The organism is Pseudomonas sp. VD-NE ins (assembly GCF_031882575.1).
GTDB lineage: Bacteria > Pseudomonadota > Gammaproteobacteria > Pseudomonadales > Pseudomonadaceae > Aquipseudomonas > Aquipseudomonas fluorescens_BZ.
On sequence record NZ_CP134772.1, the window covers coordinates 2,663,695 to 2,689,058 of the forward strand.

Genomic DNA, 25,364 nt, shown 5'->3' on the forward strand with positions numbered 1-25,364 from the left:
ACCGCTAACGTTCAAGCAGAGCGCAATGTTGAATGGTTGACCGGGCATTTAATGCCGATAGCCCTCAAGCGTTTCTCTGCTTCGACCAGGTCGGCGTCCGTGGCTTTGGGGTGAAGCCGTACTTCGTGAATGGTGTCGGGCAGGCTATACCTGAGTAGGTAGCCGCGGCCTTTTTTCTCGATCACACGATGGCTCTGCTCAAGGCTTTCCGGGGACATGCAAGAGGTGATTTCTTCGCTCTCGTACGAAAGTTTATCCCCGACCCGGACCTCATAACCGGGTTCTACGCCAAATCCGGTCAGTACCGAATACTCGGTGAGTCTGAAAATGAGGCGGCCTTCCTTGTCGGGATGAAATTTTCTTTTTTTGAACTCAAAGGGGGCCTGACTGGCATTCTGTTTGCGTTCATCATCGTAGATCACCGGTGTGAACGTTACGGCTTGGTTCAGCGGGGGCGGAAGGAGCATCTCAAGTGCCATATCCGTGCTAATGATCAAAGCACCTTTGTCCCCAAATCTTTCCCACATGTGATGCGTTTCATCGGCACCCATATACCAAGAGCTGATGAAGGTTTTTTCCTTGCCCCGGTCTTTCATCGCGCGCTGAAGATCATCGACTTGATTGAGCAGTTCTTCGTCGATATCTGAAGATCTTTCACGAAGAGCACGAGATAAAAAGGTGGGATCGTACTCGCCTTCGGTCTTGTCTTTCTGGTCGGCCACCGGGCTCACGTAAATTCCATTGTCAGCCAAGAGCCAGCCGAACTTTTCGCGGTCCAGATAACGCATAACCGGCTTGATCATCGTCCATTCCATTGCATCAGCCTTAAGGGAATCGACATGCTAGCGCATGGCTATCATTTTTTCACGGCATCTCACAGGCTTCGTACATCAATTCGCGCGCGTGCCGGTCAGATCGATTCTTCAGTAGAAAATGCCGGGCTCGTGTGTCAGCGTCCGGCATTTTTTTGCCCGTCAAAACGCCCCGTCAATACTGCGCGGCAGATTCAGCGGATTGGCCTCGCGCAGCACTTCTGGCAACAACTCATCGGGAAACCCTTGATAGGCCACGGGCCGCAAGAAGCGCTCAATCGAAGTCATGCCGACCGAAGTGAAGCGGCTGTCCGATGTAGCCGGAAAAGGGCCGCCGTGCACCGTAGCAAAGGTCACTTCCTGTGGGTGGGCGAAGGCGTTGACCACGATGCGCCCGGTGCGGCGTTCAAGAATCGGCAGCAGGCGCCGCGCCAATCCCAGGTCGGTACCGTCAAGTTGAATCGCCGCGCTGAGTTGACCTTTGAACGAGCGGGCGACGGCCAGCAACTCGGCTTCATCGTTGGCAGCAACCAGGAGCGCCGATGGACCAAACACCTCATGAGCCAATGCCGGTTCGCCGAGTAACCGGTGCCCCTCGACTTCCAGCAACGCAGCACGCCCGGCGAATGTGGCATCGGCCGGATTGCCCACGGCGATCACCTGCGCCCCGGCGCTTTCAATCGCCACCAGACCCTTGACGTAGGCGCCATGAATGCCGGGCGTCAGCATCGTCCGCGCCGGTGCCGCGCTGACCCGTTTGCCCATGGCGTTGCGCAGCTCATCAAACCCCGCACCGCGGATGGCGATCAGGATCGACGGACACAAACAGGCCTGACCGACGTTGACCAGCATCCGTTCGATAAAGCCTTCGCCGATTTCGGCGCCGCGAGCCGCCAGTGCTTTGGGCAGGATGAAGGTCGGGTTGACGCTGGTCATCTCGGTGAACACCGGGATTGGCTCGGGGCGCAATTGCGCACGGCGATACAGCGCCATGCCGCCCTGTTCGGAGCCGGTGAAGGTCACGGCTTTGATCAACGGATGATCGACCAGCGCTTCGCCAATGGCATTGCCGCCACCACGCACCATCGAGAAAACACCTTCGGGCAAGCCATGCGCCTGCACGGCTTTACGAATGGCCCGCGCCTGGATTTCCGAAGCGCCGGGATGCGCGTTGTGTGCCTTGAGAATCACCGGCGCCCCGGCCGCCAGCGCGGAGGCGGTATCGCCGCCCGCCACCGAGTAGGAGATCGGGAAGTTGCTCGCGCCGAAAATCGCTACCGGACCGATGGCGATTTTTTGCAGACGATGATCCATCCGTGGACGCGGTTGGCGCTCGGGCTGCGCGGGGTCGATCGCCAGTTGCAGGAAACGGCCCCTGCGCACGACATCGGCGAACTGGCGGAACTGGGTTGCCGCTTTCGCGGCTTCGCCTTCGAGCTGGGCTTGCGGTAGTCCGGTTTCCAGCGCAGCGCGTGCGGCCAGTTCGCTGCGTACTTCATCGAGATTGTCAGCGATGCTCTCGAGAAACGCGGCACGCTCGGCCAGCGAGGTGTGGCTGTAGTAGTCGAACGCTGCATCGGCAAGTGTTACAGCCTGATCGACCTGTGCCGCACCGCCGAAAGCGAAGTCCGGTTCTATCAGTTGATCGGTGGCCGGGTTCAGCGCTTTCATCGTGCCTTCGGTGGCGGCCACATCCGCCGCGCCAATCAGCAAATGGCCGGTCAGACTCATTGCGCTTCACCCTGTGATTTGAAGTTGGCAATCAGTTCGTCCGTGCTGGCAATCACGTGAGCGAATGTCGGGCCGTTGAGCTCGTGGGCGGCGTGCATCATTTCCGCTTTGAAGGCCGCCGTTGCATCGCGGACCAGGGTGACGTGGTAGCCCAGTTCCGCGGCATAGCGAGCGGTGGCTTCGATGCAGGTGTTGGCCAGCAGGCCGACGATGATCACGTGGGTGACACCTTGCTGCTTCAGGCGAAAATCCAGGTCGGTGTTGGCGAAACCACTGGAGCCCCAGTGTTCCTGAACCACGATATCGCCGTCCTTCGGGGCGAAATCCGGGTGCCATTCACCGCCCCATTCGCCGCGAGCGAAGTGGTGCATGTGCATGATTTTGCATTGCGTCGGGGTCGGGTGATCCCAGGTTTCGTAGTCGCCTTTTTCCCAGCGGTGATGGGGTACGATGACCACCGGGATTTTCAGCTCGCGCACCGTGCGGTCGAGTTTGCGCAGGTTGTCGAGCAGGCCGTTCTGTTCAGCCATCGGTTTGATCAAAGGGAAAATCTTGCCGCCGTCCGAAAGAAAATCGTTATACGGATCAACCAACAGGTAGGCGGTTCTGTCCAGTGGATAGGGGGTATTCGACATGGCGGCTTGCTCCGGCAATGGGATTATCGGTGCACAGGGCTTGTCCCGGCATCGTGTAGATATGATAATCATAGTAACTGTAAAAGAGGCAAGCCCTGATGGCAGTAAACGATAGCCTTCCTGACACGCTGTGCCCGATCTCCCGGGCCGAGACGATCGTCGGCGACCGCTGGACCGTGCTGGTTTTGCGCGAATTATTCATGGCCAATCATCGCTATGACGAGATCCAGGCGCAGACCGGCGGTACGCCGCAAATGGTCGCCGCGCGTCTGAAATGTCTGGAAGCGGATGGGCTGGTTGAGCGGCACTTGTACAACGAGCGACCGAAACGCTACGAGTACCACCTCACCGCCAAAGGCGAGGCGTTCTACCCGGTAATCATTGCGCTGCGGGCGTGGGGAGAAACCTGGTGTAAAACACCGGAGGAGGGGCTGGCGGTGAACTTGACCCATAAGAACTGCAACCACAGCGCCGGTCTCGGGCCGCTGTGCGAGCACTGTGGCGAACCCTTGCGTCGCGAAGATCTGATCAGCCAGCCACAAGCAGCCTACGCCGCCGAACGGCAGGCGCGGCGTGAGGCGTTCAAAGGCAAATAACCTCGATCACGGCGTACCGTTTCGACCGTGCAGTACGTAGCCGGGGCGCAGGCTCAAGCGCTCGTAGTAGGCTTTCACCGCAGCAAAATCCGGGTGAGCCAGTGGCGTTTCGAACCAGCGATTCACCGACAGCCCGATGGGAATGTCCGCCAGGGAAAACTGTTCGCCGCTGACGTAGGCGCTGGTCTTCTCCAACTGCCGGTCGAGGATGGCCATGTTCCGCGCCCAGTCGCGGCAACCGGCTGACAGTGCGGCGCTGTCCTGATGCTCAGGCGACTGTCGCACCAGCGACAGAAAGGCGTACGACCACGAGCGATTCAGCTCCGACGCTTGCCAGTCGATCCACTGATCGATCCGTGCCCGGGCTTGCGGTTCGCTCGGATAGAGCTGCGAACCGTCATAGCGCGACGCCAGATAACGAATGATCGTGTTCGATTCCCACAGCGTGAAATCACCGTCCTGAATCACCGGCACCATGGCACAAGGATTCAGCGCGAGAAATTCCGCATCGTTCGTCGGTTTGAACCCTGACCCCCAGTCTTCTCGCGTGAAGGGAGGTGCAATTCAGCGCACGTCCACAGCACTTTGCGCACGTTGATCGATGAGGCTTTACCGAGTATTCGCAGCACTGGATGTCCCTTACCCAATCGTCGTCAGGCGTAAAGAAATACCACACCGCAACGGAGAAGGCCCGCACAGCGCGGGCCTTCTTTTTTAGCGAATCAATCTCACAAACTACTCGCCAGTTTCCCGCCCATCATCCGCCGACGATAAGACGTGTCGCGATTGGCCAGCCAGAAGTACAACGGCGAGGTCACCAGCAACCCCACCAGCCATGACAGATCCGCGCCATTGATGTGCGCCGACACCGGACCGACGTACAGCGGCGTGTTCATGAACGGGATCTGCACGGCGATGCCGATCGCGTAAGCCAGCAACGCCTGCGGGTTGTAGCGACCGTAGATGCCGCCGTCGACCTGGAAGATCGACTGGATGTTGTACTGGCCTTTGTGGATCGCGTAAAAGTCGATCAGGTTGATCGCCGTCCACGGCACCAACACCACCAGTAGTACCAGCACCATGTCGACGAAGTGGCCGATGAAGTCTTTCGAGGCGCCGACGGCGGCAAAGCAGCAGGCCATTAACACGATGATCGATATCACCGCACGGCTTTTGGCGGTGGGGATCCAGCGGTAGGCGAAGGTTTGCACCAGAGTGATCAGCGACAGCACCGCGCCGTAGAGGTTGAGGGCGTTGTGGCTGATCACGCTGAGCAGAAACAGCACCAGCATCAGCGGGCCAATCGAGCCGGTGGCGAGTTTCACCGCGTCCATGGTGTCCATGCCCACCGGAGTTGCCAGCACGGCGACGGCACCGAAGATGAACGCCAGACTCGAACCCAGCGCCGAACCCAGATAGGTCGTCCAGAAGGTCGACGAGACTTTGACATCCGCCGGCAAGTAACGCGAATAGTCGGACACGTAAGGTGCAAACGCGATCTGCCACAACGCTGCCAACGACACAGTGGCGAGCCAGCCGGACAGATTGAAGCTGCCACGGGTGAGGAAGTCGTCAGTCTGAATGTGGGTGAAGATGTAGCCGAAACCGACGACGATGCCGATCCCCAGCACCCAGGTGCCGATGCGGTTGAGCACGTGGATAAAGCGGTAGCCGATGATGCCGATGATCCCCGAGCCGAACGCGCCAATGACGATGCCCACCGGCACCGGAACGCTGTCGACCACGCCATGCAACGATTTGCCGGCCAGCACGATGTTGGAGGCAAAGAAGCCGATGTACATGACGCCGGCAATCAACACCACCAGCAACGCGCCGAGGGAGCCGAACTGCGCGCGGCTCTGGATCATTTGCGGGATGCCCATCTGCGGGCCTTGCGCCGAGTGCAGCGCCATCAGCACGCCGCCGACCAGATGGCCGACGAGAATCGCGACGATGCCCCAGAGCAGATTCAAGTGAAACAACTGCACGCCCAGCGCACCGGTGACGATGGGCAACGGCGCGATGTTGCCGCCGAACCAGAGCGTAAACAGATCCCTGACCTTTCCGTGGCGATCTTCGGGGGGCACATATCCTATCGTGTGTTTTTCAATCAGCGGAGCGGAGGATGCTGCAGGGGTAGCCATGACGAACTCCAAGGCAAGGATGAGTACGTGGACGTACTTCGGCAAGCGCCGGCACGGGCGGCGCATTTCTTGTTGAAGTGATCATGTGCAAAGCATCGCGAGAGATAAATTAGTAAGTTTGTTGCTACAGACCTTAAAAAAAATATGCTTGGGCTGGCGCCAGCGTCCGGTATGTTCAAGCTTGATCGTGCGCCAGGGAAACAGGGCGAACACCCGCGCTCTTTGGGAGACTCACATGGCCGCCTACAACCTGCGCCAACTCAAATACTTCGTCACCACCGCCGACTGCGGCAGCGTCGCCGAAGCCTCGCGCAAGCTCTACATCGCGCAGCCCTCGGTTTCCACTGCGATCAAGCATCTGGAAGAAAGCTTCGGCGTGCAGTTGTTCATCCGTCACCACGCTCAAGGCGTGTCGCTGACGCCCAGTGGCTCGCGCTTTTATCGCAAGGCGCTGGAGCTGCTGCGGGTGGCCCACGAGTTCGAACAGAACGCGCTGGCCGACAATGATGTAGTCGCGGGGCAGATCGATATCGGCTGTTTCGAAACCGTCGCACCGCTCTATCTGCCGCGCCTGATCGCCGGTTTCAAGGCGCGCTGGCCGGGGGTGGAAATCCGCATTCGTGATGGCGAGCAACAAGAACTGGTGCAGGCCCTGACCGCTGGCAGCATCGACGTGGCGATGCTGTTCGAACACGACCTGGACAGCACCATCGAAACCACGCCGCTGATGCCACCGCAACAGCCTTATGCGTTGCTGCCGGCCAGCCATCGCTTCGCGCAACAGGCAAAAGTGTCGCTGCATGATCTGGTGCTGGAACCGATGATCCTGCTCGACGTAGTGCCGAGCCGCACCTATTTCGTGAGCATTTTCGAAGAGCGCGGCCTGACGCCGAATATCGTCTTCAGCTCGCCGTCGATCGAGATGGTGCGCGGTATGGTCGGTAATGGTTTCGGCTTTTCGATTCTGGTGACCAAACCGTTCAGCGACTACACCTACGACGGCCAGCAAGTCGTGTGTGTGCCGCTGGTGGAAGACGTCACCGGTTCGGGATTGTCCGCAGCCTGGCTGCGCCGCGTGCAACTGACCAAACCGGCGCAGTTGTTTGTCGATCATTGCCGCGAAGAGTTGGCTCGATTGCACCCGTGAGTGCCGTCGAGCCAATAGTCAGAGGCTGATAAACGCCAGCATTCGTTGCAGCATGGCATCGCACGCCTGCAACTGTTCGAGGCTGACAAACTCATCGGGTTTATGGCCCTGGTCCATGCTGCCGGGGCCGCAGACCACCGTGGGAATCCCCACCGCATCGAACAGACCGCCTTCAGTGCCAAACGCCACGGTGCCGAAATCCTTTGAACCGCAGAAGGCGGAAATCAACTCGGCAGCCTGGCTTTGCGCATCGGTGGCCAGCCCCGGATACGCCGACAAGGCGCTGAAGCGGATATCGCTTTGTGCACTGACGGCGCGCATGCGCGGCAGTACTTCGTGCTCGGCATAGGCTTTCAGCGCCTCGGCAACGAGGGCCGGATCCTGCGAGGGCAGGGCGCGGATCTCGAAGTCGAAACGGCAATCGGCGGGCACGATGTTCAAGGCTTTGCCGCCACTGATCACGCCGGTCTGCACCGTGCTGTAGGGCGGATCGAAGCGCGCATCGTGATGCTCCGGCGCTTTCAACTGCTGGCCGAGGCGACCCAGTTCGCCGATCAGTTCGGCGGCGTATTCAATCGCGTTGACCCCGAGCGGCGCATAAGCCGAATGGCACGGATGGCCGTGGACGTCGCAGCGCATCGCCAGTTTGCCTTTATGGCCAAGCACCGGTTTCAGTTCGGTCGGTTCGCCGATGATGCACAGCAACGGCTTGATCGGGCGTTGCTGCAAGACCTTGAGCAACGAGCGCACGCCGAGGCAGCCAACCTCTTCGTCGTAAGACAGGGCAATGTGCACCGGCAGGCGCAGCGGCGTTTTAAGCAGCAACGGCACCAAGGCCAGCACGCAGGCGATATAACCCTTCATGTCTGCGGTACCGCGCCCAAACACCTTGCCGTCGCGTTCGGTCAGTTCGAACGGCGGCAACGTCCACGGCTGGCCATCGACCGGCACCACATCGGTGTGCCCGGACAGCACGATGCCCGGTTGATCCACCGGGCCGATCGTGGCGAACAGGTTGGCTTTGCTGCGCTCATCGTTGTAGATCAGCGCGCAGGGCACGTCGAAACTGGCGAGGTAATCGCGGACGAATTCGATCAACTGCAGGTTGGACTCACGGCTGGTGGTATCGAACGCCACCAGTGCCTTGAGCAACTCGACGCTGTTCATCGATCATCCCCGGCCACGCCATAGCCCGGTGCTTTGGCCGGATCGAGGGCGCGGTCGATGTAATCCTGAAGCTGTGGCGCATAGGCATTCCAGAGCTTTTGCAACTGGCCGATCGGGTCTTCATCAGCCCAGTCGACGCGCAGGTTGACGATCGGCCAGGTCTGCTCGCCGACCACCACGACAGCGGCCGAATGCACGGGACCGGCTTCGCCACCGAGGGCTTGTGCGGCGTGCAGGGCTTTGAGCAGGCGATCGGCGAGTTGACCTTCGCCGTCCTCAAAGGCACTGACCATGGCTTCGATCACCGAACGCCCGGCGAGCATGTTGCCGGCCGCTACGCACTGTTCGCCGGTGACGGCGTTGTGCACGCCGAGGGTTTGCGCACCGCTGAAATGTGCAGTCTGGCCGAGGTGGTTGATCGCGGTGATCTGGCGGTACTGGCTGTAGCCGTTGCGGGTCAGGACTTTGTCCAGCGCATCGTCCGGCGCCAAACCTTGCTCCATCAGCGCGAGGACTTCCGGGCCGAGTGACGGCAGGGTGATGTTCTGGCTCGACACCGCGCCGACACCCGGCAGCAGCCACGGGCAACGGGCGCCGACGGCGATGCTGGAGGAACTGATGGCGACACCGAACTGGCCGGTTTCGGCGCAGCGAGCTGCGATTGAAAAGGTCATCTGCTTACTCCTTTCTAGGAAGATGTTGTCCTTGAGGGCCTCTTCGCGAGCAGGCTCGCTCCCACATTTGAAATGCATTCCATTGTGGGAGCGAGCCTGCTCGCGAAGGCCATAACGCGGTGTACCTGCTTACTCAGGAATCACCGCAATCACATCAATCTCCATCAACCACTGCGGCTGCCCCAGCGCCGACACCACCAGCCCGGTGGAAATCGGGAACACGCCTTTAAGCCACTTGCCGACCTCGCCATACACCGCCTCGCGATAACGCGGGTCGATCAGGTAAGTCGTGGTTTTGACGATATGACTCATATCACTGCCGGCTTCTTCCAGCAGTTGCTTGACGTTGCGCATCGCTTGTTCAGCCTGCGCACGCGGATCACCCAGGCCCACCAGATTGCCGTCGAAATCAGTGCCGACCTGGCCGCGCACATACACGGTGTTGCCAGCACGAACGGCTTGGCACAGGTCGTTGTCCAGCGTCTGGTTCGGGTAAGTGTCTTTGGTGTTGAACATGCGGATGCGAGTGTGGGTTGGCTGGGTCATGGAGCGCTCCTGAAGAAGGTTTGCCCCGGCGCAATCGGCGCCGGTGCGAAAAAGGCAATCAAGCGTCGACGGTGTCGGTGGCTTTGCTGTGGGTGTTCTGGTGCAACTCGGCTTCACGCTGCTCGGCATCGCGGTAGTCCAGATACTTGCGCTGGGTGGCGATGTGATCGGCGACGTGCTTGGCGTCGTGCCACACGCCCCAGATAAACGACGAACCCCGGCGCGACTGCCACGGCAGCCCGAGGAAATACACCCCCGGCTCGCTCGACACGCCGCGCTGATGCACAGGCTTGCCCTTGTCATCGAACGCCGCGACCTGCAGCCACGAATAATCCACGGCAAACCCGGTGGCCCAGATGATCGAGGTGACGCCAGCCTTGGCCAGATCGAGATCGGCCAATGGGTTTTTCACGCACTCGGGATCCGGATAGGTTTCGCGCGCTTGCGGTTCTTCCGGCAGATCGAGGCCATTGCGCTCGATGTAGGCATCGGCAGCATCCAGCAGCGCCAGGTAGTTTTCGTCGCCGCGAGTAAGGTTGCCGACGAGGTCCTGCTTGAAGCTCACCACGCCGTTATTGAACGATTCTGTAACGCCGACCAGGGTCATGCCGCGATGGGCCAGACCACGGAAATCGATGGTGCGACCGCCATGGGCGCCACTGACCGCGATGGTCACGTGCTCACGCCCCGGTTTCATCGCCGCTTGATCCCACTCGCCGAGCACGCCCAGCCACCAGCAGAAATCCCGGTTGCGGTAAGCGCGAGGCGGGCGGTCATGGGCGCCGACCGACAGGTAAACCTGCTTGCCGGAACGTTGCAATTCATCGGCAATCTGCACACCGGAGGAACCTGCGCCCACCACCAGCACCGCGCCTGCCGGCAGTTGCTGCGGGTTGCGGTAGTCAGCGGAGTGGATCTGCAGCAGGCGTTCGTCTTGCGGGGCAATCGCCGGGATCACCGGTTTCTGGAACGGGCCAGTGGCGGCGACGACGCGGCTGGCTTCGATTACGCCTTCGGAGGTCTCGACAGTGAAACCCGGGCGTCCGACATTGCGCACCACGCTTTTCACTTCCACGCCGGTACGGATCGGTGCATTGAACTTCTTCGCGTAGGCTTCGAAGTAATCGGCGACGCGTTCTTTCGGGGCGAAACCGTCGGGATCGACATCATCGAATTCCAGGCCAGGGAAGCGGTCGTGCCATGCCGGGCCGTTGGCAACCAGCGAGTCCCAGCGCCCGGTGCGCCAGCGTTCGGCAATGCGATTGCGCTCCAGCACAAGGTGCGGCACGCCGAGTTTGCTCAGGTGCTCGCTCATGGCGACGCCTGCCTGGCCGGCACCCACGATCAGCGTGTCTGTTTTTATTATTTCAGGGGTCATCTCTACATCCTTCCTAGCAAGGCAGTGGGATTCGGGCCGCTGTTGGCTTGTCCGTTTGGCTTGAGGTCAGACTAGGGAGAGGGGGGATATCGGTAAAATATTATTAAGCTGGGATGTGAAGATAAAATTCTGATGCAGAAGGGCGAAAGCCTTTGAATACGCGGCTTTCAGTTGTTGGAGGGGGAAGAGAGGGGCGAGTGTGGCCCCTATATTTCGCGCGAACCTTTGTGCGCCAGTGTGTCACCGGTCAGGAGTTTTTTCGCTGTCTCGGGCTCATTCGGCAATTGGCCGCTGAGATCCCAGATCTCGAGCATTTTTGCGAACTCGAAAGCGTGGCGCGGGTCGAGCTGGATCCAGTGCTGGAAAGCCTGACGATCAGCCGGCGGGCAATCGTCATCCTGCAGGCGCATGCACCAATCAGCGGCTTGGCTAGCGATGTCTTCGTCTATTTCGTTGCAGTCGGAAGGGGGCATGGGCAGGTTCCTGATTGGCCGGATAACGCACCCTACAAAGCGGACTGGGAAAAAAATGTCAAAACGGCGTGATGATCGGCTGGGTGCGTTTGCAGCGGACCTTCACGCGGTCCGCGCGGGTTGCCATTATCGGCAAAACGCGAGCAAATGCCGACACCGATTTGCTCGGCAATGGCCCTGACGATAGATCGTCCCGGTCGAGACGCAGAGCCGCAAAAAGTCCGTCAAACCGATCTGACGGACTTGTTCACGACAAATTTTCAGCGCTGGAGAAACGCCAGCAGATCCTCATTCAAGGCCTGCGCATGCGTCACCGCAAAACCGTGCGGCGCCCCGGCGTAAACCTTCAGTTCAGCGCCCTTGATCTGCGCCGCCGCCTGTTTGCCGGTGGTTTCGAGCGGCACGATCTGATCACCGTCGCCATGGATCACCAGCGTCGGCACGTCGATCTTGGCCATGTCCGGGCGGAAGTCGGTTTCCGCGAACGCCGTGACGCAATCCACCGTGCCTTTGAGCGAGGCCATCAGGGCGATATTCAGCGTCTGCGTGAGCACGCCGTCAGAGACTTTCTGGCCCTGATTGGTGCCATAGAACGGCGCGGCGAAATCGGCGATGAACTGCGCACGATCCTGCAGCAGGCCGGCCTTGATGCCGTCAAACACTGAACTATCGACGCCCTGCGGGAAGTCGGCTTTCTTGCCGAACAGCGGTGTCACCGCGCCCAACAACACCAGACCGGCAACCCGCTCGCTGCCATGCCGGGCGATGTAGCGGCTGACGTCGCCGCCACCCATGGAGAAGCCCACCAGCGTCACATCGCGCAGGTCCAGGTGATTGATCAGTTGCGCGATGTCATCGGCGAAGGTGTCGTAGTCATAACCGGTCCACGGCTGGTCGGAACGGCCGAAACCACGACGATCGAAGGCAATCGTGCGATAGCCACGGCTGCTCAGGTATTCCATCTGGTATTCCCACATATCGGCATCCAGCGGCCAGCCGTGACTGAACAGCACAGGTTTGCCGCTGCCCCAATCCTTGTAGTAGATCTCGGTACCGTCTTGCGTGGTGAAAGTGCTCATGGAAACTCCTGCTTCGGGGTTCAGTGCCGAAATGGCGGCATTCACTATCAGCGCAAAGCGCTCCGGCTACTTGTATGCAGGTGCTGGTTTTGCGTCGGTCCAGGCGTGAACGTGTCTTGCAGTTGTATGATGCAACTGTGAGCCGCGAGGCCAATCGACGAATGCATGGAGTACTCCTACGTGAAACGCAAAAGTTTGCAGGGCAATGCCTGCCCGGTCGCCCGGACGCTGGACCTGATTGGTGACTGGTGGTCGTTGCTGATCATTCGTGACGCGCTGGACGGGATTCGCCGTTTCAATGATTTTCAGAAGAGTCTGGATATCGCCAAGAACATGCTCAGCGCGCGCCTCAAAGGCCTGGTGGAGCAGGGCATCCTGCAAGCGCTGCCAGCGGCCGATGGCGGCGCCTATAAGGAATACGTGCTGACAGAGCGCGGCAAAGCCTTGCAGACGGTGATCGTCGCGCTGTCGCAGTGGGGCGCTGAATTCATGTACGCGCCGGGTGAGCCGGGCTCGGTGATGGTCGATGCGAAGAACCGTCAACCGATTCGCAAGCTGACTTTAACGGCGGCCGATGGTCGCGCGCTGGCCCCCGAGGACGTCGCCACGCGACTGGGCGTTGAACACTGAAAGGCGGGGCTGCTTGAACTGAGTTAATCGCTGCCGCCAAGTCAATGAAAACGGGCCCTTGCGGCTCCCGCACCCGGTGACACTGACCTTATCCGTAACCGCCAGAATCGCCTGCTCGAAGAGCAGCAGGGCTCAAGGAACTGCCCGGAAAGGACGCCAAGCCTGCGCAACCGGCAGCCCCCAACTGTTCCTCAGTCGGTTCTGGATAGCTTGGGATTGAACTGATGAAAATTTATAAAGGTAGTATTTCTAAAAAGTCATTGAACCTGTTCGTATCGGATATTGGTTCCGGGGAGTTTTTTTCGTATGTCGGGAATCTGGTTTCACTGGAGCAAACCATTTCTGTTCTAGGTTTGCTTTCTCCTGATTTTATTGAGCTTGACGGCCACGTTTTCTGGTTGCCTAACGCTGAGCAATACGACCCGCAAAGGTTTCCTTTGAAGGGCCTGGTCGAGACTGAAACGGGTGTGTTGGAAAAAAGTGCATTGCGTAGAGATGTTGAACGATACAGAAATGTTTTTTCAGTAAATCAGTTCTTTTCAAAGTGGGAAGATGCGCCGGACCGACCCGTATTTAAGGTTGGTCTGTCGGAAGAAGACTATCGTCTTTGTCATTTGTTTGCCGAACACCTCACTGGATATTGGAAGCGCGCATTATCAGACTGCTTTCCAGGGAAGGTGTTTCAGTTTGAAATCGCTGACGATCTGCTCGACGAATATGGCGTTTGTCTCACATTCTGGCAGTCGTAGTTGCAGCCTCCAGCAGAACTGGGATGCACCCAATGAAAATCAAGCTTTGATTGAAGAAGAAGTTCAGCGGGTTATTGATGAAGTCGAGGTGGAACTCTCCAGAACGGGACACATGCTTGACGTCGAGAAGTGACTCGGCGGAGCGGGCTATCCTGGAAGCGTCTCTGGTAGCTTCTTGCCTGTGGCCAAAGAAAACGCCCCGAACAATTTCGGGGCGTTTTCATTTACCGAACACTGGATGCTGTGTGCTTAGCGAAACGCCGGCACCACATGCTTGATAAACAGCTCCAGCGACTTCTTCTTCTCCTCATGCGGCAAGCTGTTGTCACACCAGAAACTGAACTCATCCACCCCCAGTTCCTGGTAGTACTTGATCCGCGGAATGATCTCTTCCGGCGTACCAATCATCGCCGTCTTGTGCAGACTCTCCAGTTCAAACTCCGGACGCCCGGCAAACTTCTCTTCCGGGCTTGGCGCGAGGAAGCCGTTGACCGGTGTTTCCTTGTTGCCAAACCACGCATCGAAGGTACGGTAGAAACGCGAGATCGCTTTCGCGCCGACTTTCCAACCGTCCGGGTCATCAGCGGTGTGCACGTGGGTATGGCGCAGCACCATCAATTGCGGACGTGGCACGTCTGGATTGTTGTCCAGCGCGGTCTGGAACTTGTTCTTCAGGTCGAGGACTTCTTCGTCGCCCTTCATCAGCGGCGTAACCATCACGTTGCAGCCGTTGGCCACGGCGAAGTTGTGCGAGTCCGGGTCGCGGGCGGCGATCCACATTGGCGGGTTGGGCTTCTGAATCGGTTTTGGCACGCTGGTGGAGGTGGGGAATTTCCAGATCTCACCGTTGTGGGCGTAGTCGCCTTGCCAGAGCGCGCGGACCACCGGAACCATTTCCCGCAGTGCCTGGCCACCGGATGAAGCGGGCATACCGCCGGCCATGCGATCGAATTCAACCTGATAGGCGCCACGGGCCAGGCCGACTTCCATGCGACCGTTGCTGATCACATCGAGCAACGCGCATTCACCGGCGACGCGCAACGGGTGCCAGAACGGCGCGATGATGGTGCCGGCGCCGAGGTGGATGGTGGTGGTTTTGGCGGCGAGGTAGGCGAGCAATGGCATCGGGCTGGGCGAGATGGTGTATTCCATGGCGTGGTGTTCGCCGATCCACACGGTGCTGAAACCGCCGGCTTCGGCCATCAGGGTCAGTTCGGTGAGGTCTTCGAACAGTTGGCGGTGGCTGACGCTTTCGTCCCAGCGTTCCATGTGGATGAACAGGGAAAATTTCATGACGCTTCCTCGGATCTTTTGTTGTTGAGGCTACAAAAATCGGCGGGAGTGAGCGGTTCGCGATCGCGCTGTGTCAGTCGCTTGCTGCGTCGCTTGTAACACTGCTTTCGCGAGCAGGCTCGCTCCCACATTTGATTTGCATAGGGCTGGTTGTTCGATCAGGCCAGGACGGGCAGGGCGCCCATCTTGCCGTGGCAGTACACCAGCGGCCCGGCGATTTGCTCGGGGACGATCAGGTTCTTCACCGCGCCGACCATGATGGCGTGGTCGCCGCCTTCGTATTCGCGCCACAGCTCACATTCGATGATAGCCGTCGCGTTGGCGAGGATCGGGTTACCCAGCTCGCTCAAGGTCCATTCGATGCCTTGCGCTTTGTCTTTGCCTTTGCGGGCGAAGGCGTAGGCTTCGCTTTGCTGGCCGCCGGACAGAACGTGGATCGCAAAACGCTTGTTCTTGATCAGCACCGGATAGGAATCAGAACTGTAGTTGGGGCAGAACAGCACCAGCGCCGGGTCCATTGATAGCGAGCTGAACGCACTGGCCGTCAGGCCGACGATCTGACCGTCGTCGTCCAGGGTGGTGATAACGGTTACGCCGGACGGGAACGAGCCCATGACTTGTTTGTAGATGGCGGCATCGATCATTGGTCGGTCCTCGGGTGTGGTGCTGCTGTTTTTATGTGTTTGTTGGTCTGATGGTATACCAGTATTTAATCTTTTCAAGGCCTTTTAAGCTGAACCGATAAACGTGCTGCGTTCGTCGGAAACTCAGCGTTTGCTGGGCTTTCGGCTGGTCTGAAGGCCGCGGTTTCAGTAAGGATGGCGTATCAGTTGGCGCCGCAAACTACGGATCAGTCTTGTGAATTGTTTGGAATACCATAATATGGTCTGCATCTGAGGGGCGACCAAAGAGTCCCCCCGGTTTGGCTTCATACAACGATAAGAACAGACAAACTCGAGTTCATGCATATGTCCCAGATGTCCCGGCAAGATCCGTTGATCGAGAACCATACGGTCGACTACGTCCCACTCGCGGAACGCCACGGGAAGGCCCGCGACCTATTCACTCTTTGGTTCAGCACCAACATTGCGCCACTGCCCATCGTCACCGGCGCCATGGTGGTTCAGGTGTTTCACCTTGATTTGCTCTGGGGGCTGCTGGCGATTGCGCTGGGGCACCTGATCGGCGGTGTGGTGATTGCGCTGGCGTCGGCGCAAGGCCCGCGCATGGGCATTCCGCAGATGGTTCAGAGTCGCGGCCAGTTCGGCCGTTATGGCGCGCTGTTGATCGTGTTTTTCGCCGCGATCATCTACATCGGTTTCTTTATTTCCAACATCGTGCTCGCCGGCAAATCCATCGTTGGCATTGCGCCATCGGTGCCGGCGCCGTTGAGCATTCTGATCGGCGCACTGGCGGCCACAGCGATTGGCGTGATCGGCTACAACTTCATCCACACGCTGAACCGTATCGGCACTTGGGTGATGGGCAGTGCGTTGCTCGCCGGGTTCATCTATATCTTCGCCCATGACTTGCCGGCGGACTTTCTCACTCGCGGCAGCTTCAACCTGTCCGGCTGGCTGGCGACGGTGTCACTGGGGATCATCTGGCAGATCAGCTTCTCGCCGTACGTGTCCGATTACTCGCGTTACCTGCCAGCGGATATCGGCATTGCCAAGCCGTTCTGGGCGACTTATCTGGGCGCGACGCTGGGCACGATTCTGTCGTTCAGCTTCGGTGCGGTTGCTGTGCTGGCGACCCCGGAAGGCACCGAAGCGATGGTCGCGGTCAAGCAATCGACCGGGTGGCTGGGGCCGATTCTGATGGTGCTGTTCCTGCTGAATATCATCAGCCACAACGCGCTGAATCTGTATGGCGCGGTGCTGTCGATCATCACCTCGATTCAGACGTTTGCCAGCCAATGGACACCGAGCATCAAGGTACGCGTAGTGTTGTCGAGCGTGGTGCTCGCGGGTTGCTGCGTGGTTGCGCTGGGTGCGTCGGCGGATTTCATTTCCGAGTTCATCGGTTTGATTCTGGCGTTGTTACTGGTGCTGGTGCCGTGGGCGTCGATCAACCTGATCGACTTCTACCTGATCAAGCGCGGCTGCTACGACATCACCTCGATCTTCCGCGCCGATGGCGGGGTTTACGGGCGCTTTAATCTGCACGCGATCATTGCTTATTTCATCGGCATCCTCGTGCAGTTGCCATTCGCCAATACCTCCCTGTACGTCGGGCCTTACGCCAATCTGGTCGACGGCGCGGATCTGTCCTGGCTGGTCGGCCTGGTGGTCACCGTTCCGTTGTATTACTGCCTGGCCACACGCGGCCAGACTCAGCAGAGCAGGGCGGCGAGATTGGGTTACACCGACTGAGCTGATCCGTTATTCGACAATGCCCGGCCAAGTGCCGGGCATTGTTGTTTCCGCATCCCGGCGGTCAATCAAATTGGCCACATCGATCCCCTTTTGGCCCATCCCCCACTGTGCTCCGGCTACGCTGTCAGCAAGAATCAAAACCATAACCAGACGCTGAACCTTTTTTTACCCTTGGCTACCTTTACAGCCGCTGCCGTGTACAGAACATAAAAACCATCGAACTCACGCTGCCTTTTGGGGAACAACCATGGTCACGATGAAACGCATTCTGGGTGCCACTGTGTGCGGGCTGACGCTGTTGGCCGGCGCCGTCCAGGCTGAGCAACGCGAACTGCGCGTGTACAACTGGGCGGACTACATCCTGCCGTCCGTGCCCAAGGATTTTGCCGCCAAAAGCGGCATCAAAGTGATTTGGGACACCTTCGACACCAACGAATCCCTGGAAGCCAAACTGCTGACCGGCAACTCCGGTTACGACCTGGTGGTGCCGTCGAACCAGTTCCTTGAAACGCAGATCAAGGCGGGCGTGTTTCAGAAACTGGATAAATCGAAACTACCGAACTGGAGCCACCAGGACCCGGAACTGTTGAAATTGCTGGGCAAGAACGACCCCGGCAACCAGTACGGCGTGCCTTACATGGTCGGCACCGTGCTGATCGGCTTCAACCCGGCCAAGGTCAAGGCTGCATTGGGCGACAACGCGCCGGTCGATAGCTGGGATCTGGTGTTCAAACCAGAGAACATGGAAAAGCTCAAATCCTGCGGCGTGGCGATGCTCGATTCGCCGACGGAAATCCTCCCGTTGGCTCTGCATTACCTGGGCCTCGACCCGAACAGCCAGAACCCCGCCGACTATGAAAAAGCCAAGGAGCTGATGCTCAAGGTTCGCCCGTACGTGACCTATTTCAACTCGGCCAAGTACATGACCGACATCGCCAACGGCGACATCTGCGTGGCCATCGGTTACTCCGGCAGCTTCTACCAGTTTGGCAATCGCGCCAAAGAAGCCGGCAACGGCGTGGTGGTCGACTGGCGCTTGCCGAAGGAAGGCGCGCCGATCTGGTTCGACACCTTCGCGATTCCGAAGAGCGCGAAGAACGTCGCCGAGGCGCATGAATTCCTCAACAACCTGCTCGATCCGAAAGTGATCGCACCGATCAGTGACTTCCTCGGCTACCCGAATGCGAACAAGGATTCGATGCCGCTGATCAACAAGGAAATCACCGGCAATCCGAACCTGACGCCGACCCCCGAAGCGCTGAAAAACCTCTACGTCGTGCAGCCGCTGCCGCAGAAGCTTGAGCGTGTGCGGACACGGGTGTGGACCAGCATCAAGTCCGATAAGTAACAAACACCGCAATTCAAATGTGGGAGCGAGCCTGCTCGCGAAAGCGGAGTGTCATTCAACGTCGATGTTGACTGGTCCGACGCCTTCGCGAGCAGGCTCGCTCCCACAGGGTTTTGTGGTGTGTCATTCAGTGCGGCGTTCGGCATCTTTGGTCATCACCAGACTCAGCAAAACCGACCCCATGATCACCCCACCGACCACCGCCAACGACCACTCCACCGGCATGTGCAACCACGGCATCAACACCATCTTGCCGCCAATGAACACCAGCACAATCGCCAGCCCATACTTGAGCAAGTGAAAGCGGTCCGCCATGTCCGCCAGCAGGAAATACAACGCCCGCAGGCCCATGATCGCGAAGATATTCGAGGTGAAGACAATGAACGGATCAGTCGTCACGGCGAAGATCGCCGGAATACTGTCCACCGCGAACATCAAGTCACTGGCCTCGATCAACACCAGCACCAGAAACATCGGGGTGGCCCAGCGCACGCCGTTCTGCAGGACGAAAAAACGTTCGCCATGAAAGCTGCTAGTGATGCGCATATGCCCGCGCACCCAGCGCAGCAACGGATTCTTGTCCAGGTCCGGCTGGTGCTCGGCAAACACCAGCATCTTGATCCCGGTGAAGATCAGGAACACGCCGAACGCATACAGCAGCCATTCGAACTGCGACACCAGCCACACCCCGGCAAAGATCATCACCGCGCGCATCACGATCGCCCCGAGCACGCCGTACAGCAGCACCCGCCGCTGCAGCTCCGGCGGCACCGCGAAGTAGCTGAAGATCATCACGAAGACGAACATGTTGTCGATCGACAGCGACTGCTCGATCAGATATCCAGTGAGGAATTCGAGGGTTTTTTCCCGGGCGATCTCGGCACCGAACGCACCGTGCAAATACCACCAGAGCAGGGCCGCGAAACTCAGAGCCAGCAAGCACCATGCGATGACCCAGGACAAGGCTTCGCGCACTGAGACCCGATGCGCCTTGCGCCCACCGAAGACAAACAGGTCCAATGCCAGCATGGCAAGCACGAAGACGATGAAGGCGGCCCACATCCACGGTTCGCCGATATTGATGTTTGTGGCTGGCATGTCACGCTCCCTGTCTATTCTTGGATTGGGGTCAGACGAGGCCATGCTAGCGACGCTTTTGCGCCAAAGAAAAATCGTTTATTTCTGCGCAACAGTTCGTTAAAAACGAACTATCTGCCCTGGTTAACAGCTCGGGCATTTTTTACGGAGCGACATTTCCAGCGATGAATACCGACATTCTCGAACCTCAAGCGGTGTGCAGTCCGATCACCAGCAGCGCAATATTCATCGTCGCGACGCTGAATGCCGGGCCGGAAGCCGCGCAAACCGTCAAAGACTGGTGCGGCGATATCGCCGGGCTGGTGCGCTCGGTTGGCAAGCGTGTACCGACCGGCAATCTGACCTGCATCTGCGGCTTTTCCTCGAACGCCTGGGATCGCCTGTTTGGCAATCCGCGCCCGGCGTCACTGCACGGTTTTCGTGAATTTGGCGGGGAGGGCCGACATGCCCCGGCAACCCCGGGGGATCTGCTGCTGCACATTCGCGCCGATCAAATGGACCTGTGTTTTGAGCTGGCCACGCAAATCATGGCGGTTCTCGGCGATGCGGTGACCGTGGTCGACGAAGTGCAAGGTTTCCGCTATTTCGACATGCGCAGCATTATCGGTTTCGTCGACGGCACGGAAAACCCGGTCGGGCGCAAAGCGCTCAACTTCACCATCGTCGGTGACGAAGACCCCGACTTCAGCGGCGGCAGTTACGTGCTGGTGCAGAAGTACCTGCACAACATGACCGCGTGGAACGGCCTGAGTGTTGAAGCACAGGAGCGCGTTATCGGTCGCACCAAGCTGTCCGATATCGAACTGGATGACGCGGTCAAACCGAGCAATTCACACAGTGCGCTGACCACCATCACCAACGCGGCCGGCGAGGAAGTGAAAATCCTCCGTGACAACATGCCGTTCGGCCGGCCGGGGGCAGGGGAGTTCGGCACCTTCTTCATCGGTTACGCGCGCTCGCCCGAGCCGATCGAGCAGATGCTGGAAAACATGTTCGTCGGCAAGCCACCGGGTAACTACGACAAGTTGCTGGATTTCAGCACGGCCGTGACTGGGAGTCTGTATTTCGTGCCGTCGGCGGATTTGCTGGAAGAGCTGGCGGATCGCTGATCAGCGAAAGAACTCCCCCGGCGTTTCGCCAAACTGTTGGCGAAACGCCGCGATAAACGCCGATGTCGAGTCATAACCGCAGGCCAGCGCGACGTCGGTGACGCGTTCGCCTTTCTCCAACGGTGTCAGCGCGCCGAGCAGGCGCAAGCGCTGGCGCCAGGCGCGGAAGGTCAGGCCGGTGTCACGCAGAAACAGGCGGGTGAGGGTTTTTTCGGTGACGCCGAACTTCTCGCTCCAATGGCTCAGCGTGGTCTGTTGTTCCGGATGTTGTTCAAGGCTCTGGTAGATCTGCTTCAAGCGCGCGTCTTGCGGCAGCGGCAGCATCAGGTCGATCTGCGGCGCCTCGGCCAGTTGATCGAGGATCACCTGGGCGAGACGTCCGTGCGGGCCGCTCTGGTCGTATTCCACTGGAACCTGACTGAAGGCGCGGATCAGCTCCCTGAGCAGATCGCTGACGCCGAGCACGTGACAACGCTCAAGCGCCCATTCGGCGACGCTGCAATCGATGTACAGGCTGCGCATTTCAGTGTGCGGCGAGCTGAACACCCGATGCGGCACGCCCGCCGGGATCCACACGGCGCGTTCGGGCGGGGCGACGAAGCGGCCGGCACTGGTCTGGATTTCCAGCACACCCTGAATCGCGTAGGACAACTGCACCCACGGGTGACTATGGCGCCGGGTCAGGGCGCGGTTGGGCAGTGATTCGGTACGCCCGTAGAGCGGACGCGGCAGGCTGGGCAGCCCGGGAATGCTGCGACGGACGCTTTTGTCATGTCCTTTAGGCGGCATCTTGTGGCCCTTCGGCGTTAGTCGGTAATTGGCAGTCACGTTAGAGTCGTCGGCACGCACTGGCAACCCCCGGATGAACCGACCATGACTCGCCCCCGCTTTTTGCCCGACAACTTTACCCTGACGCTGATCGGCGTCGTGTTGCTGGCCAGCTTCCTGCCGGCCAGCGGCCAGGTCGCCGTCGGCTTCGGCTGGCTGACCAACATCGCCATCGCGCTGCTGTTTTTCCTGCATGGCGCCAAGCTTTCCCGCGAATCCATCATCGCCGGCGCCGGCCACTGGCGCCTGCATTTACTGGTGTTTGGCCTGACGTTTGTCCTTTTCCCGTTACTGGGCCTGGCGCTGAAACCGCTGCTGTCACCGCTGATCGGCGACAAGCTGTACATGGGCATGCTCTACCTGTGCGCGTTGCCGGCCACGGTGCAGTCGGCAATCGCGTTCACCTCGCTGGCGCGGGGCAATATTCCGGCGGCCATTTGTAGCGCGGCGGCGTCGAGCCTGTTCGGGATTTTCCTCACGCCGCTGTTGGTGACGCTACTGCTCGACGTACACGGTGATGGCGGTTCGACGCTGGATGCGATTCTGAAAATCAGCGTGCAATTGTTGCTGCCGTTCATTGCCGGACAGATCGCCCGACGCTGGATCGGCGCGTGGGTCGGGCGCAACAAGAACTGGCTGAAGTTCGTCGATCAGGGTTCGATTCTGTTGGTGGTTTACGGCGCGTTCAGCGAGGCGGTCAACGAAGGTATCTGGCATCAGATTCCGCTGGTTGAGTTACTGGGGCTGGTGGTGGTCTGCTGCATTCTGCTGGCGCTGGTGCTGTTGGCGTCGACGCTGTTAGGCAAGGCATTCGGCTTCAGCCAGGAAGACCGCATCACCATTTTGTTCTGCGGCTCGAAAAAGAGCCTGGCCACCGGTGTGCCGATGGCGCAGGTGTTGTTTGCCGGCAGCACGATTGGTGTGTTGATTTTGCCGTTGATGCTGTTCCATCAGATTCAGTTGATGGTCTGCGCGGTGCTGGCGCAGCGCTACGCCAAGCGCCCGGAATCGGTGCCCGAGCTGATGGCGCAAGTCGACCCATAACACACCGCTCCTCGTGTAGGAGCTGCCGCAGGCTGCGATCTTTTGATCTTGTCTTTTAAAAAACAAAGTCAAAAGATCGCAGCCTTCGGCAGCTCCTACAGAGTCCCCGCGTATTTCACGGCGGCGGCCGCTCGCGAGGGCACGTTCAGCGTGCGTAATAAAGAAGAAACATGAATCCGTACCGTGAACGGTGAGATATCCAGTTCGCGGGCGATTTCCTTGTTGGTTTTGCCTTGGGCGATCAAGCGCAGGACGTCTTGCTGACGAGGCGTAAGGGTGGCGCCGGTTTCCAGCGGCAGCAGGCCTGACGGCGCGAACTTCACCAGCACCTCTCCTTCACGAATCGCCAGAATCGCCTGACCGATTTCGTCCGGATCGATGTTTTTGCCGATAAAACCGTCGATACCGGCGGCCATGACTTCGCTGATCAACGACTCATCATCGACCATCGAGACTACGATCAGCGTGGTGCGCGGCAAGCGCTGACGCAGCTCGGCGAGTTGGCTGACGCAGGTCAATCCCGGGAAACGCAGGTCTAGAATCAATGTGTCCGGCTCATCACCCAAAGGCAGCAGCGCCAGCACGGCGTCGAGATCGCCGGCTTCGTCGATAACGGCCTCGGGCAGCAAGCGCTGGACCGTGCGCAGCATCGCCTCGCGAAACAGCGGGTGATCGTCGGCTATGATAATTCGGCAAGTCATGGCGTGACCCTCCCTGGGTCAAGCGTTATTCAAGGCTGCACCTTAGCACCGGGTGCGAAGGTTGCCTGTAGGCTGATTCGGAATCTGACGATTGCCGCACAAGGATGTTTACCATGAAGTTCGAGAAAAACACCGAACTCGACCAGGCCAATCTGCGCATTATCATCGCCAGCATTGCCGTGATTTACATGCTCATACTGGTTTTTTTGCCGGGCCAGCGTTTCGATACATACCTGCCGATCATTACCTACATCATTGTGTTTTTGTTGGCTTCGATTGCCCTGCGTCAGGCGATTGCGCGTTGGCCGGGGCATTACCCGGCGCGGCGGATTTTCGGCATGGTTCACGATTACACCGGTACTTGCTTTGGTCTGGTGGTGGGCGGCGAGATGGCGTTGCCGCTGTATGCGGTGATCATTTGGGTCAACCTTGGCAACGGCATGCGCTACGGCTCGCGCTATCTGGCGATTGCCACCGGGCTGGCGTTGTTGGCGTTGCTGTGTGTGTATCGCCTGACACCGGTGTGGCAGGCACAGCCGTTCATGGTGTTGATGCTGATGCTCACCAGCACGGTGATCCCGTTTTACGCGCACTTGTTGCTGGAGCGTACGCGCAAGGCGTCAGAAGAAGCGGTGGCGGCGAATCTGGAAAAGTCGCGATTTCTCGCCCAGGCCAGTCATGATTTGCGTCAGCCGATTCATTCGATTGGTCTGTTTACCGCGTGCCTGCGGGAGTCGCGGTTGGGCGATGAGGAGCGGCGTCTGGTCGATAACATCGACCGATCGCTGCTCAACGTGTCGCAGTTGTTTCGCTCGATTCTCGACCTGTACACCCTTGATAACGGTCGCGTGCTGCCCAAACTGAAAAGTGTCCATCTGGGTGAATGGCTGGCGGAGCTGATTCGCCAGAACGCCGAGGCAGCGCGTTGGGCCGGGGTGGAGATGCGTTTGCGTCCATGCCCGTACTGGGTTCAGACCGATCCGGCGCTGCTGGCGACCATGGTGCAAAACGTCCTGTCCAACTGCTTCAAGTACGGTGCACATCGACCGGTATTGATCGGCGTGCGCCGGCGCGGGGCAGGGCTGGCCATTGTGATTTATGACCGCGGCAACGGTATTGCCGAAGAGCATCTGGCCAAGGTATTCGAGGAGTTTTATCGGGTACGGCAAGTGCGCGATAAAGACGTCGAGGGCGTGGGGCTCGGGCTGTCGATCGTCAAGCGGTTGGGTGAATTGATCGGTGTCGACGTTGCTCTGCGCTCGCGGCTCGGGCGGGGAACAGCGGTGACTTTGTACGGCTTGCCGATCACTGCTCCGCCGCAGGTAATGGCCAATCGTGATGACGCACGTCAGGTCGGTTTGCTGACCGGGTTGAAGGTGTGTCTGGTGGAGGATGATCGCAACGTATTGCTCGCGACTTCGGCGTTATTGGAGCGTTGGGGCTGTGTGGTTCAGGCCGAGTTGACCGCACAGGATCTGGTTACCGACTGCGACATCATCGTTGCCGACTATGACCTCGGCACTCATGCCACCGGCATCGAATGTATCGACGACGTACGCAGGCGGAGGGGCTGGGCAGTGCCAGCGATGATCATTACCGGACATGACGTCGAAAAAATTCAGGCCGCCCTACACGACCGCCACATCGCGATCTTGTCCAAGCCGGTGCGCCCAGCCGAGCTGCGCGCGACCTTGCGAACCTTGCGCGACCGCCGACCGCAAGTTCAACCCCTGTAGGAGCTGCGGCACGCTGCGATCTTTTGATCTTCTTTTCAGGATCAGGATCAAAAGATCGCAGCCTCGTT

Annotated in this window: 25 protein-coding genes and 1 pseudogene; 10 read left to right on the forward strand and 16 right to left on the reverse strand. The window is 59.2% G+C overall.

The annotated features are described in order from the left end of the window. Positions 1-11: 11 nt before the first annotated feature. From RMV17_RS11780 to RMV17_RS11790, 3 genes are all read right to left on the reverse strand, one after another. Complete coding sequence (locus RMV17_RS11780) at positions 12-803, reverse strand: hypothetical protein (RefSeq protein WP_034152386.1); 792 nt, start codon at positions 801-803, stop codon at positions 12-14. A 171-nt stretch (positions 804-974) separates the two neighbouring features. Further along, positions 975-2,543 carry an aldehyde dehydrogenase (NADP(+)) gene (locus RMV17_RS11785; protein ID WP_311886609.1) on the reverse strand — a complete coding sequence of 523 codons (1,569 nt, stop codon included), beginning with the start codon at positions 2,541-2,543 and terminating at the stop codon, positions 975-977. After that, entirely contained in the window at positions 2,540-3,178 is a 639-nt protein-coding gene (locus tag RMV17_RS11790) for an isochorismatase family cysteine hydrolase (protein ID WP_311886610.1), read from the reverse strand. The genes RMV17_RS11785 and RMV17_RS11790 overlap by 4 nt, the downstream gene beginning before the upstream one ends. 98 nt (positions 3,179-3,276) lie before the next feature. Here RMV17_RS11790 and RMV17_RS11795 point away from each other — a divergent pair, with 98 nt between their 5' ends. Then, positions 3,277-3,774 (forward strand): helix-turn-helix domain-containing protein, encoded by a 498-nt coding sequence (locus RMV17_RS11795; protein ID WP_311886611.1) that lies wholly within the window; start codon positions 3,277-3,279, stop codon positions 3,772-3,774. A 6-nt stretch (positions 3,775-3,780) separates the two neighbouring features. Here RMV17_RS11795 and RMV17_RS11800 read toward each other — a convergent pair. Continuing rightward, positions 3,781-4,403 (reverse strand): annotated as a pseudogene (locus RMV17_RS11800) (glutathione S-transferase family protein). 99 nt (positions 4,404-4,502) lie between these two features. Further along, positions 4,503-5,918: a cytosine permease gene (locus RMV17_RS11805; protein WP_311886612.1), complete on the reverse strand. Its 1,416-nt coding sequence runs from the start codon at positions 5,916-5,918 to the stop codon at positions 4,503-4,505. 235 nt (positions 5,919-6,153) lie between these two features. On the opposite strand from RMV17_RS11805, the gene RMV17_RS11810 reads away from it, so the two are divergent. After that, complete coding sequence (locus RMV17_RS11810; protein ID WP_108226401.1) at positions 6,154-7,065, forward strand: LysR family transcriptional regulator; 912 nt, start codon at positions 6,154-6,156, stop codon at positions 7,063-7,065. Positions 7,066-7,083: 18 nt separating this feature from the next. Here RMV17_RS11810 and argE read toward each other — a convergent pair whose 3' ends face one another. The 6 genes from argE to RMV17_RS11840 all read right to left on the reverse strand — a co-directional run bounded on the left by argE (position 7,084) and on the right by RMV17_RS11840 (position 12,382). Next, positions 7,084-8,232 carry an acetylornithine deacetylase gene (gene argE, locus RMV17_RS11815; RefSeq protein ID WP_311886613.1) on the reverse strand — a complete coding sequence of 383 codons (1,149 nt, stop codon included), beginning with the start codon at positions 8,230-8,232 and terminating at the stop codon, positions 7,084-7,086. After that, positions 8,229-8,906, reverse strand: coding sequence for a DUF1028 domain-containing protein (locus RMV17_RS11820; protein ID WP_311886614.1), 678 nt, complete (start codon positions 8,904-8,906; stop codon positions 8,229-8,231). Before RMV17_RS11820 ends, argE begins: the two co-directional genes overlap by 4 nt. 129 nt (positions 8,907-9,035) lie before the next feature. Beyond that, entirely contained in the window at positions 9,036-9,452 is a 417-nt protein-coding gene (locus RMV17_RS11825) for a RidA family protein (protein ID WP_311886615.1), read from the reverse strand. A gap of 58 nt (positions 9,453-9,510) precedes the next feature. After that, positions 9,511-10,830, reverse strand: a complete 1,320-nt coding sequence (locus RMV17_RS11830) for a flavin-containing monooxygenase (RefSeq protein WP_016983889.1) — start codon at positions 10,828-10,830, stop codon at positions 9,511-9,513. Between the two features lie 206 nt (positions 10,831-11,036). Next, positions 11,037-11,303, reverse strand: coding sequence for a FecR/PupR family sigma factor regulator (locus RMV17_RS11835; RefSeq protein ID WP_108226398.1), 267 nt, complete (start codon positions 11,301-11,303; stop codon positions 11,037-11,039). 260 nt (positions 11,304-11,563) lie between these two features. Then, positions 11,564-12,382 (reverse strand): alpha/beta fold hydrolase, encoded by an 819-nt coding sequence (locus tag RMV17_RS11840; RefSeq protein ID WP_108226397.1) that lies wholly within the window; start codon positions 12,380-12,382, stop codon positions 11,564-11,566. 180 nt (positions 12,383-12,562) lie between these two features. On the opposite strand from RMV17_RS11840, the gene RMV17_RS11845 reads away from it, so the two are divergent. From RMV17_RS11845 to RMV17_RS30120, 3 genes are all read left to right on the forward strand, one after another. Continuing rightward, the gene (locus tag RMV17_RS11845) at positions 12,563-13,012 is read left to right on the forward strand and encodes a helix-turn-helix domain-containing protein (RefSeq protein WP_311886616.1); all 450 of its coding nucleotides are present in this window, start codon (positions 12,563-12,565) and stop codon (positions 13,010-13,012) included. A 224-nt stretch (positions 13,013-13,236) separates the two neighbouring features. Continuing rightward, the gene (locus tag RMV17_RS11850) at positions 13,237-13,761 is read left to right on the forward strand and encodes a hypothetical protein (protein WP_311886617.1); all 525 of its coding nucleotides are present in this window, start codon (positions 13,237-13,239) and stop codon (positions 13,759-13,761) included. Beyond that, positions 13,730-13,894: an Imm74 family immunity protein gene (locus RMV17_RS30120; RefSeq protein ID WP_409373120.1), complete on the forward strand. Its 165-nt coding sequence runs from the start codon at positions 13,730-13,732 to the stop codon at positions 13,892-13,894. Before RMV17_RS11850 ends, RMV17_RS30120 begins: the two co-directional genes overlap by 32 nt. 116 nt (positions 13,895-14,010) lie before the next feature. On the opposite strand, the gene RMV17_RS11855 is transcribed toward RMV17_RS30120, so the two are convergent. Together RMV17_RS11855 and RMV17_RS11860 are read right to left on the reverse strand one after the other, a co-directional pair. Next, positions 14,011-15,054 (reverse strand): LLM class flavin-dependent oxidoreductase, encoded by a 1,044-nt coding sequence (locus RMV17_RS11855; protein ID WP_108226396.1) that lies wholly within the window; start codon positions 15,052-15,054, stop codon positions 14,011-14,013. Between the two features lie 158 nt (positions 15,055-15,212). Next, positions 15,213-15,698: a flavin reductase family protein gene (locus RMV17_RS11860; RefSeq protein ID WP_016987069.1), complete on the reverse strand. Its 486-nt coding sequence runs from the start codon at positions 15,696-15,698 to the stop codon at positions 15,213-15,215. A gap of 324 nt (positions 15,699-16,022) precedes the next feature. On the opposite strand from RMV17_RS11860, the gene RMV17_RS11865 reads away from it, so the two are divergent. Together RMV17_RS11865 and RMV17_RS11870 are read left to right on the forward strand one after the other, a co-directional pair. Continuing rightward, on the forward strand, positions 16,023-17,429 hold the full coding sequence (locus RMV17_RS11865; RefSeq protein ID WP_311886618.1) for a cytosine permease: 1,407 nt from the start codon (positions 16,023-16,025) through the stop codon (positions 17,427-17,429). Positions 17,430-17,679: 250 nt separating this feature from the next. Beyond that, the gene (locus RMV17_RS11870) at positions 17,680-18,780 is read left to right on the forward strand and encodes a polyamine ABC transporter substrate-binding protein (RefSeq protein ID WP_311886619.1); all 1,101 of its coding nucleotides are present in this window, start codon (positions 17,680-17,682) and stop codon (positions 18,778-18,780) included. 123 nt (positions 18,781-18,903) lie between these two features. Here RMV17_RS11870 and RMV17_RS11875 read toward each other — a convergent pair whose 3' ends face one another. Beyond that, positions 18,904-19,878, reverse strand: a complete 975-nt coding sequence (locus tag RMV17_RS11875) for a TerC family protein (protein ID WP_311886620.1) — start codon at positions 19,876-19,878, stop codon at positions 18,904-18,906. A gap of 164 nt (positions 19,879-20,042) precedes the next feature. Between RMV17_RS11875 and RMV17_RS11880 the strand changes: the two genes are divergently transcribed. Next, complete coding sequence (locus RMV17_RS11880) at positions 20,043-20,987, forward strand: Dyp-type peroxidase (RefSeq protein ID WP_311886621.1); 945 nt, start codon at positions 20,043-20,045, stop codon at positions 20,985-20,987. Here the strand turns inward: RMV17_RS11880 and RMV17_RS11885 are convergent, their stop codons facing one another. Further along, positions 20,988-21,776 carry an AraC family transcriptional regulator gene (locus tag RMV17_RS11885; RefSeq protein WP_064119905.1) on the reverse strand — a complete coding sequence of 263 codons (789 nt, stop codon included), beginning with the start codon at positions 21,774-21,776 and terminating at the stop codon, positions 20,988-20,990. 84 nt (positions 21,777-21,860) lie between these two features. Here RMV17_RS11885 and RMV17_RS11890 point away from each other — a divergent pair, with 84 nt between their 5' ends. Next, positions 21,861-22,859 carry a bile acid:sodium symporter family protein gene (locus RMV17_RS11890; RefSeq protein ID WP_095050073.1) on the forward strand — a complete coding sequence of 333 codons (999 nt, stop codon included), beginning with the start codon at positions 21,861-21,863 and terminating at the stop codon, positions 22,857-22,859. Between the two features lie 95 nt (positions 22,860-22,954). Here RMV17_RS11890 and RMV17_RS11895 read toward each other — a convergent pair whose 3' ends face one another. Continuing rightward, positions 22,955-23,560 carry a response regulator transcription factor gene (locus RMV17_RS11895; RefSeq protein ID WP_311886622.1) on the reverse strand — a complete coding sequence of 202 codons (606 nt, stop codon included), beginning with the start codon at positions 23,558-23,560 and terminating at the stop codon, positions 22,955-22,957. Positions 23,561-23,673: 113 nt separating this feature from the next. Between RMV17_RS11895 and RMV17_RS11900 the strand changes: the two genes are divergently transcribed. Then, positions 23,674-25,296 carry a hybrid sensor histidine kinase/response regulator gene (locus RMV17_RS11900; protein WP_311886623.1) on the forward strand — a complete coding sequence of 541 codons (1,623 nt, stop codon included), beginning with the start codon at positions 23,674-23,676 and terminating at the stop codon, positions 25,294-25,296. Positions 25,297-25,364 lie beyond the last annotated feature (68 nt).

Excerpts from the sequence above, each read along its gene's own strand:
- RMV17_RS11860 (WP_016987069.1), bottom strand. The coding sequence starts at position 15,698 with ATGATCGATGCCGCCATCTACAAACAAGTCATGGGCTCGTTCCCGTCC.
- RMV17_RS11840 (WP_108226397.1), bottom strand. The coding sequence starts at position 12,382 with ATGAGCACTTTCACCACGCAAGACGGTACCGAGATCTACTACAAGGAT.
- RMV17_RS11810 (WP_108226401.1), top strand. The coding sequence starts at position 6,154 with ATGGCCGCCTACAACCTGCGCCAACTCAAATACTTCGTCACCACCGCC.
- RMV17_RS11890 (WP_095050073.1), top strand. The coding sequence starts at position 21,861 with ATGACTCGCCCCCGCTTTTTGCCCGACAACTTTACCCTGACGCTGATC.
- RMV17_RS11900 (WP_311886623.1), top strand. The coding sequence starts at position 23,674 with ATGAAGTTCGAGAAAAACACCGAACTCGACCAGGCCAATCTGCGCATT.
- argE (WP_311886613.1), bottom strand. The coding sequence starts at position 8,232 with ATGAACAGCGTCGAGTTGCTCAAGGCACTGGTGGCGTTCGATACCACC.
- RMV17_RS11835 (WP_108226398.1), bottom strand. The coding sequence starts at position 11,303 with ATGCCCCCTTCCGACTGCAACGAAATAGACGAAGACATCGCTAGCCAA.
- RMV17_RS11830 (WP_016983889.1), bottom strand. The coding sequence starts at position 10,830 with ATGACCCCTGAAATAATAAAAACAGACACGCTGATCGTGGGTGCCGGC.
- RMV17_RS30120 (WP_409373120.1), top strand. The coding sequence starts at position 13,730 with ATGGCGTTTGTCTCACATTCTGGCAGTCGTAGTTGCAGCCTCCAGCAG.
- RMV17_RS11895 (WP_311886622.1), bottom strand. The coding sequence starts at position 23,560 with ATGACTTGCCGAATTATCATAGCCGACGATCACCCGCTGTTTCGCGAG.
- RMV17_RS11785 (WP_311886609.1), bottom strand. The coding sequence starts at position 2,543 with ATGAGTCTGACCGGCCATTTGCTGATTGGCGCGGCGGATGTGGCCGCC.
- RMV17_RS11795 (WP_311886611.1), top strand. The coding sequence starts at position 3,277 with ATGGCAGTAAACGATAGCCTTCCTGACACGCTGTGCCCGATCTCCCGG.
- RMV17_RS11855 (WP_108226396.1), bottom strand. The coding sequence starts at position 15,054 with ATGAAATTTTCCCTGTTCATCCACATGGAACGCTGGGACGAAAGCGTC.
- RMV17_RS11885 (WP_064119905.1), bottom strand. The coding sequence starts at position 21,776 with ATGCCGCCTAAAGGACATGACAAAAGCGTCCGTCGCAGCATTCCCGGG.
- RMV17_RS11865 (WP_311886618.1), top strand. The coding sequence starts at position 16,023 with ATGTCCCAGATGTCCCGGCAAGATCCGTTGATCGAGAACCATACGGTC.
- RMV17_RS11850 (WP_311886617.1), top strand. The coding sequence starts at position 13,237 with ATGAAAATTTATAAAGGTAGTATTTCTAAAAAGTCATTGAACCTGTTC.
- RMV17_RS11880 (WP_311886621.1), top strand. The coding sequence starts at position 20,043 with ATGAATACCGACATTCTCGAACCTCAAGCGGTGTGCAGTCCGATCACC.
- RMV17_RS11805 (WP_311886612.1), bottom strand. The coding sequence starts at position 5,918 with ATGGCTACCCCTGCAGCATCCTCCGCTCCGCTGATTGAAAAACACACG.
- RMV17_RS11780 (WP_034152386.1), bottom strand. The coding sequence starts at position 803 with ATGATCAAGCCGGTTATGCGTTATCTGGACCGCGAAAAGTTCGGCTGG.
- RMV17_RS11790 (WP_311886610.1), bottom strand. The coding sequence starts at position 3,178 with ATGTCGAATACCCCCTATCCACTGGACAGAACCGCCTACCTGTTGGTT.
- RMV17_RS11870 (WP_311886619.1), top strand. The coding sequence starts at position 17,680 with ATGGTCACGATGAAACGCATTCTGGGTGCCACTGTGTGCGGGCTGACG.
- RMV17_RS11820 (WP_311886614.1), bottom strand. The coding sequence starts at position 8,906 with ATGACCTTTTCAATCGCAGCTCGCTGCGCCGAAACCGGCCAGTTCGGT.
- RMV17_RS11825 (WP_311886615.1), bottom strand. The coding sequence starts at position 9,452 with ATGACCCAGCCAACCCACACTCGCATCCGCATGTTCAACACCAAAGAC.
- RMV17_RS11875 (WP_311886620.1), bottom strand. The coding sequence starts at position 19,878 with ATGCCAGCCACAAACATCAATATCGGCGAACCGTGGATGTGGGCCGCC.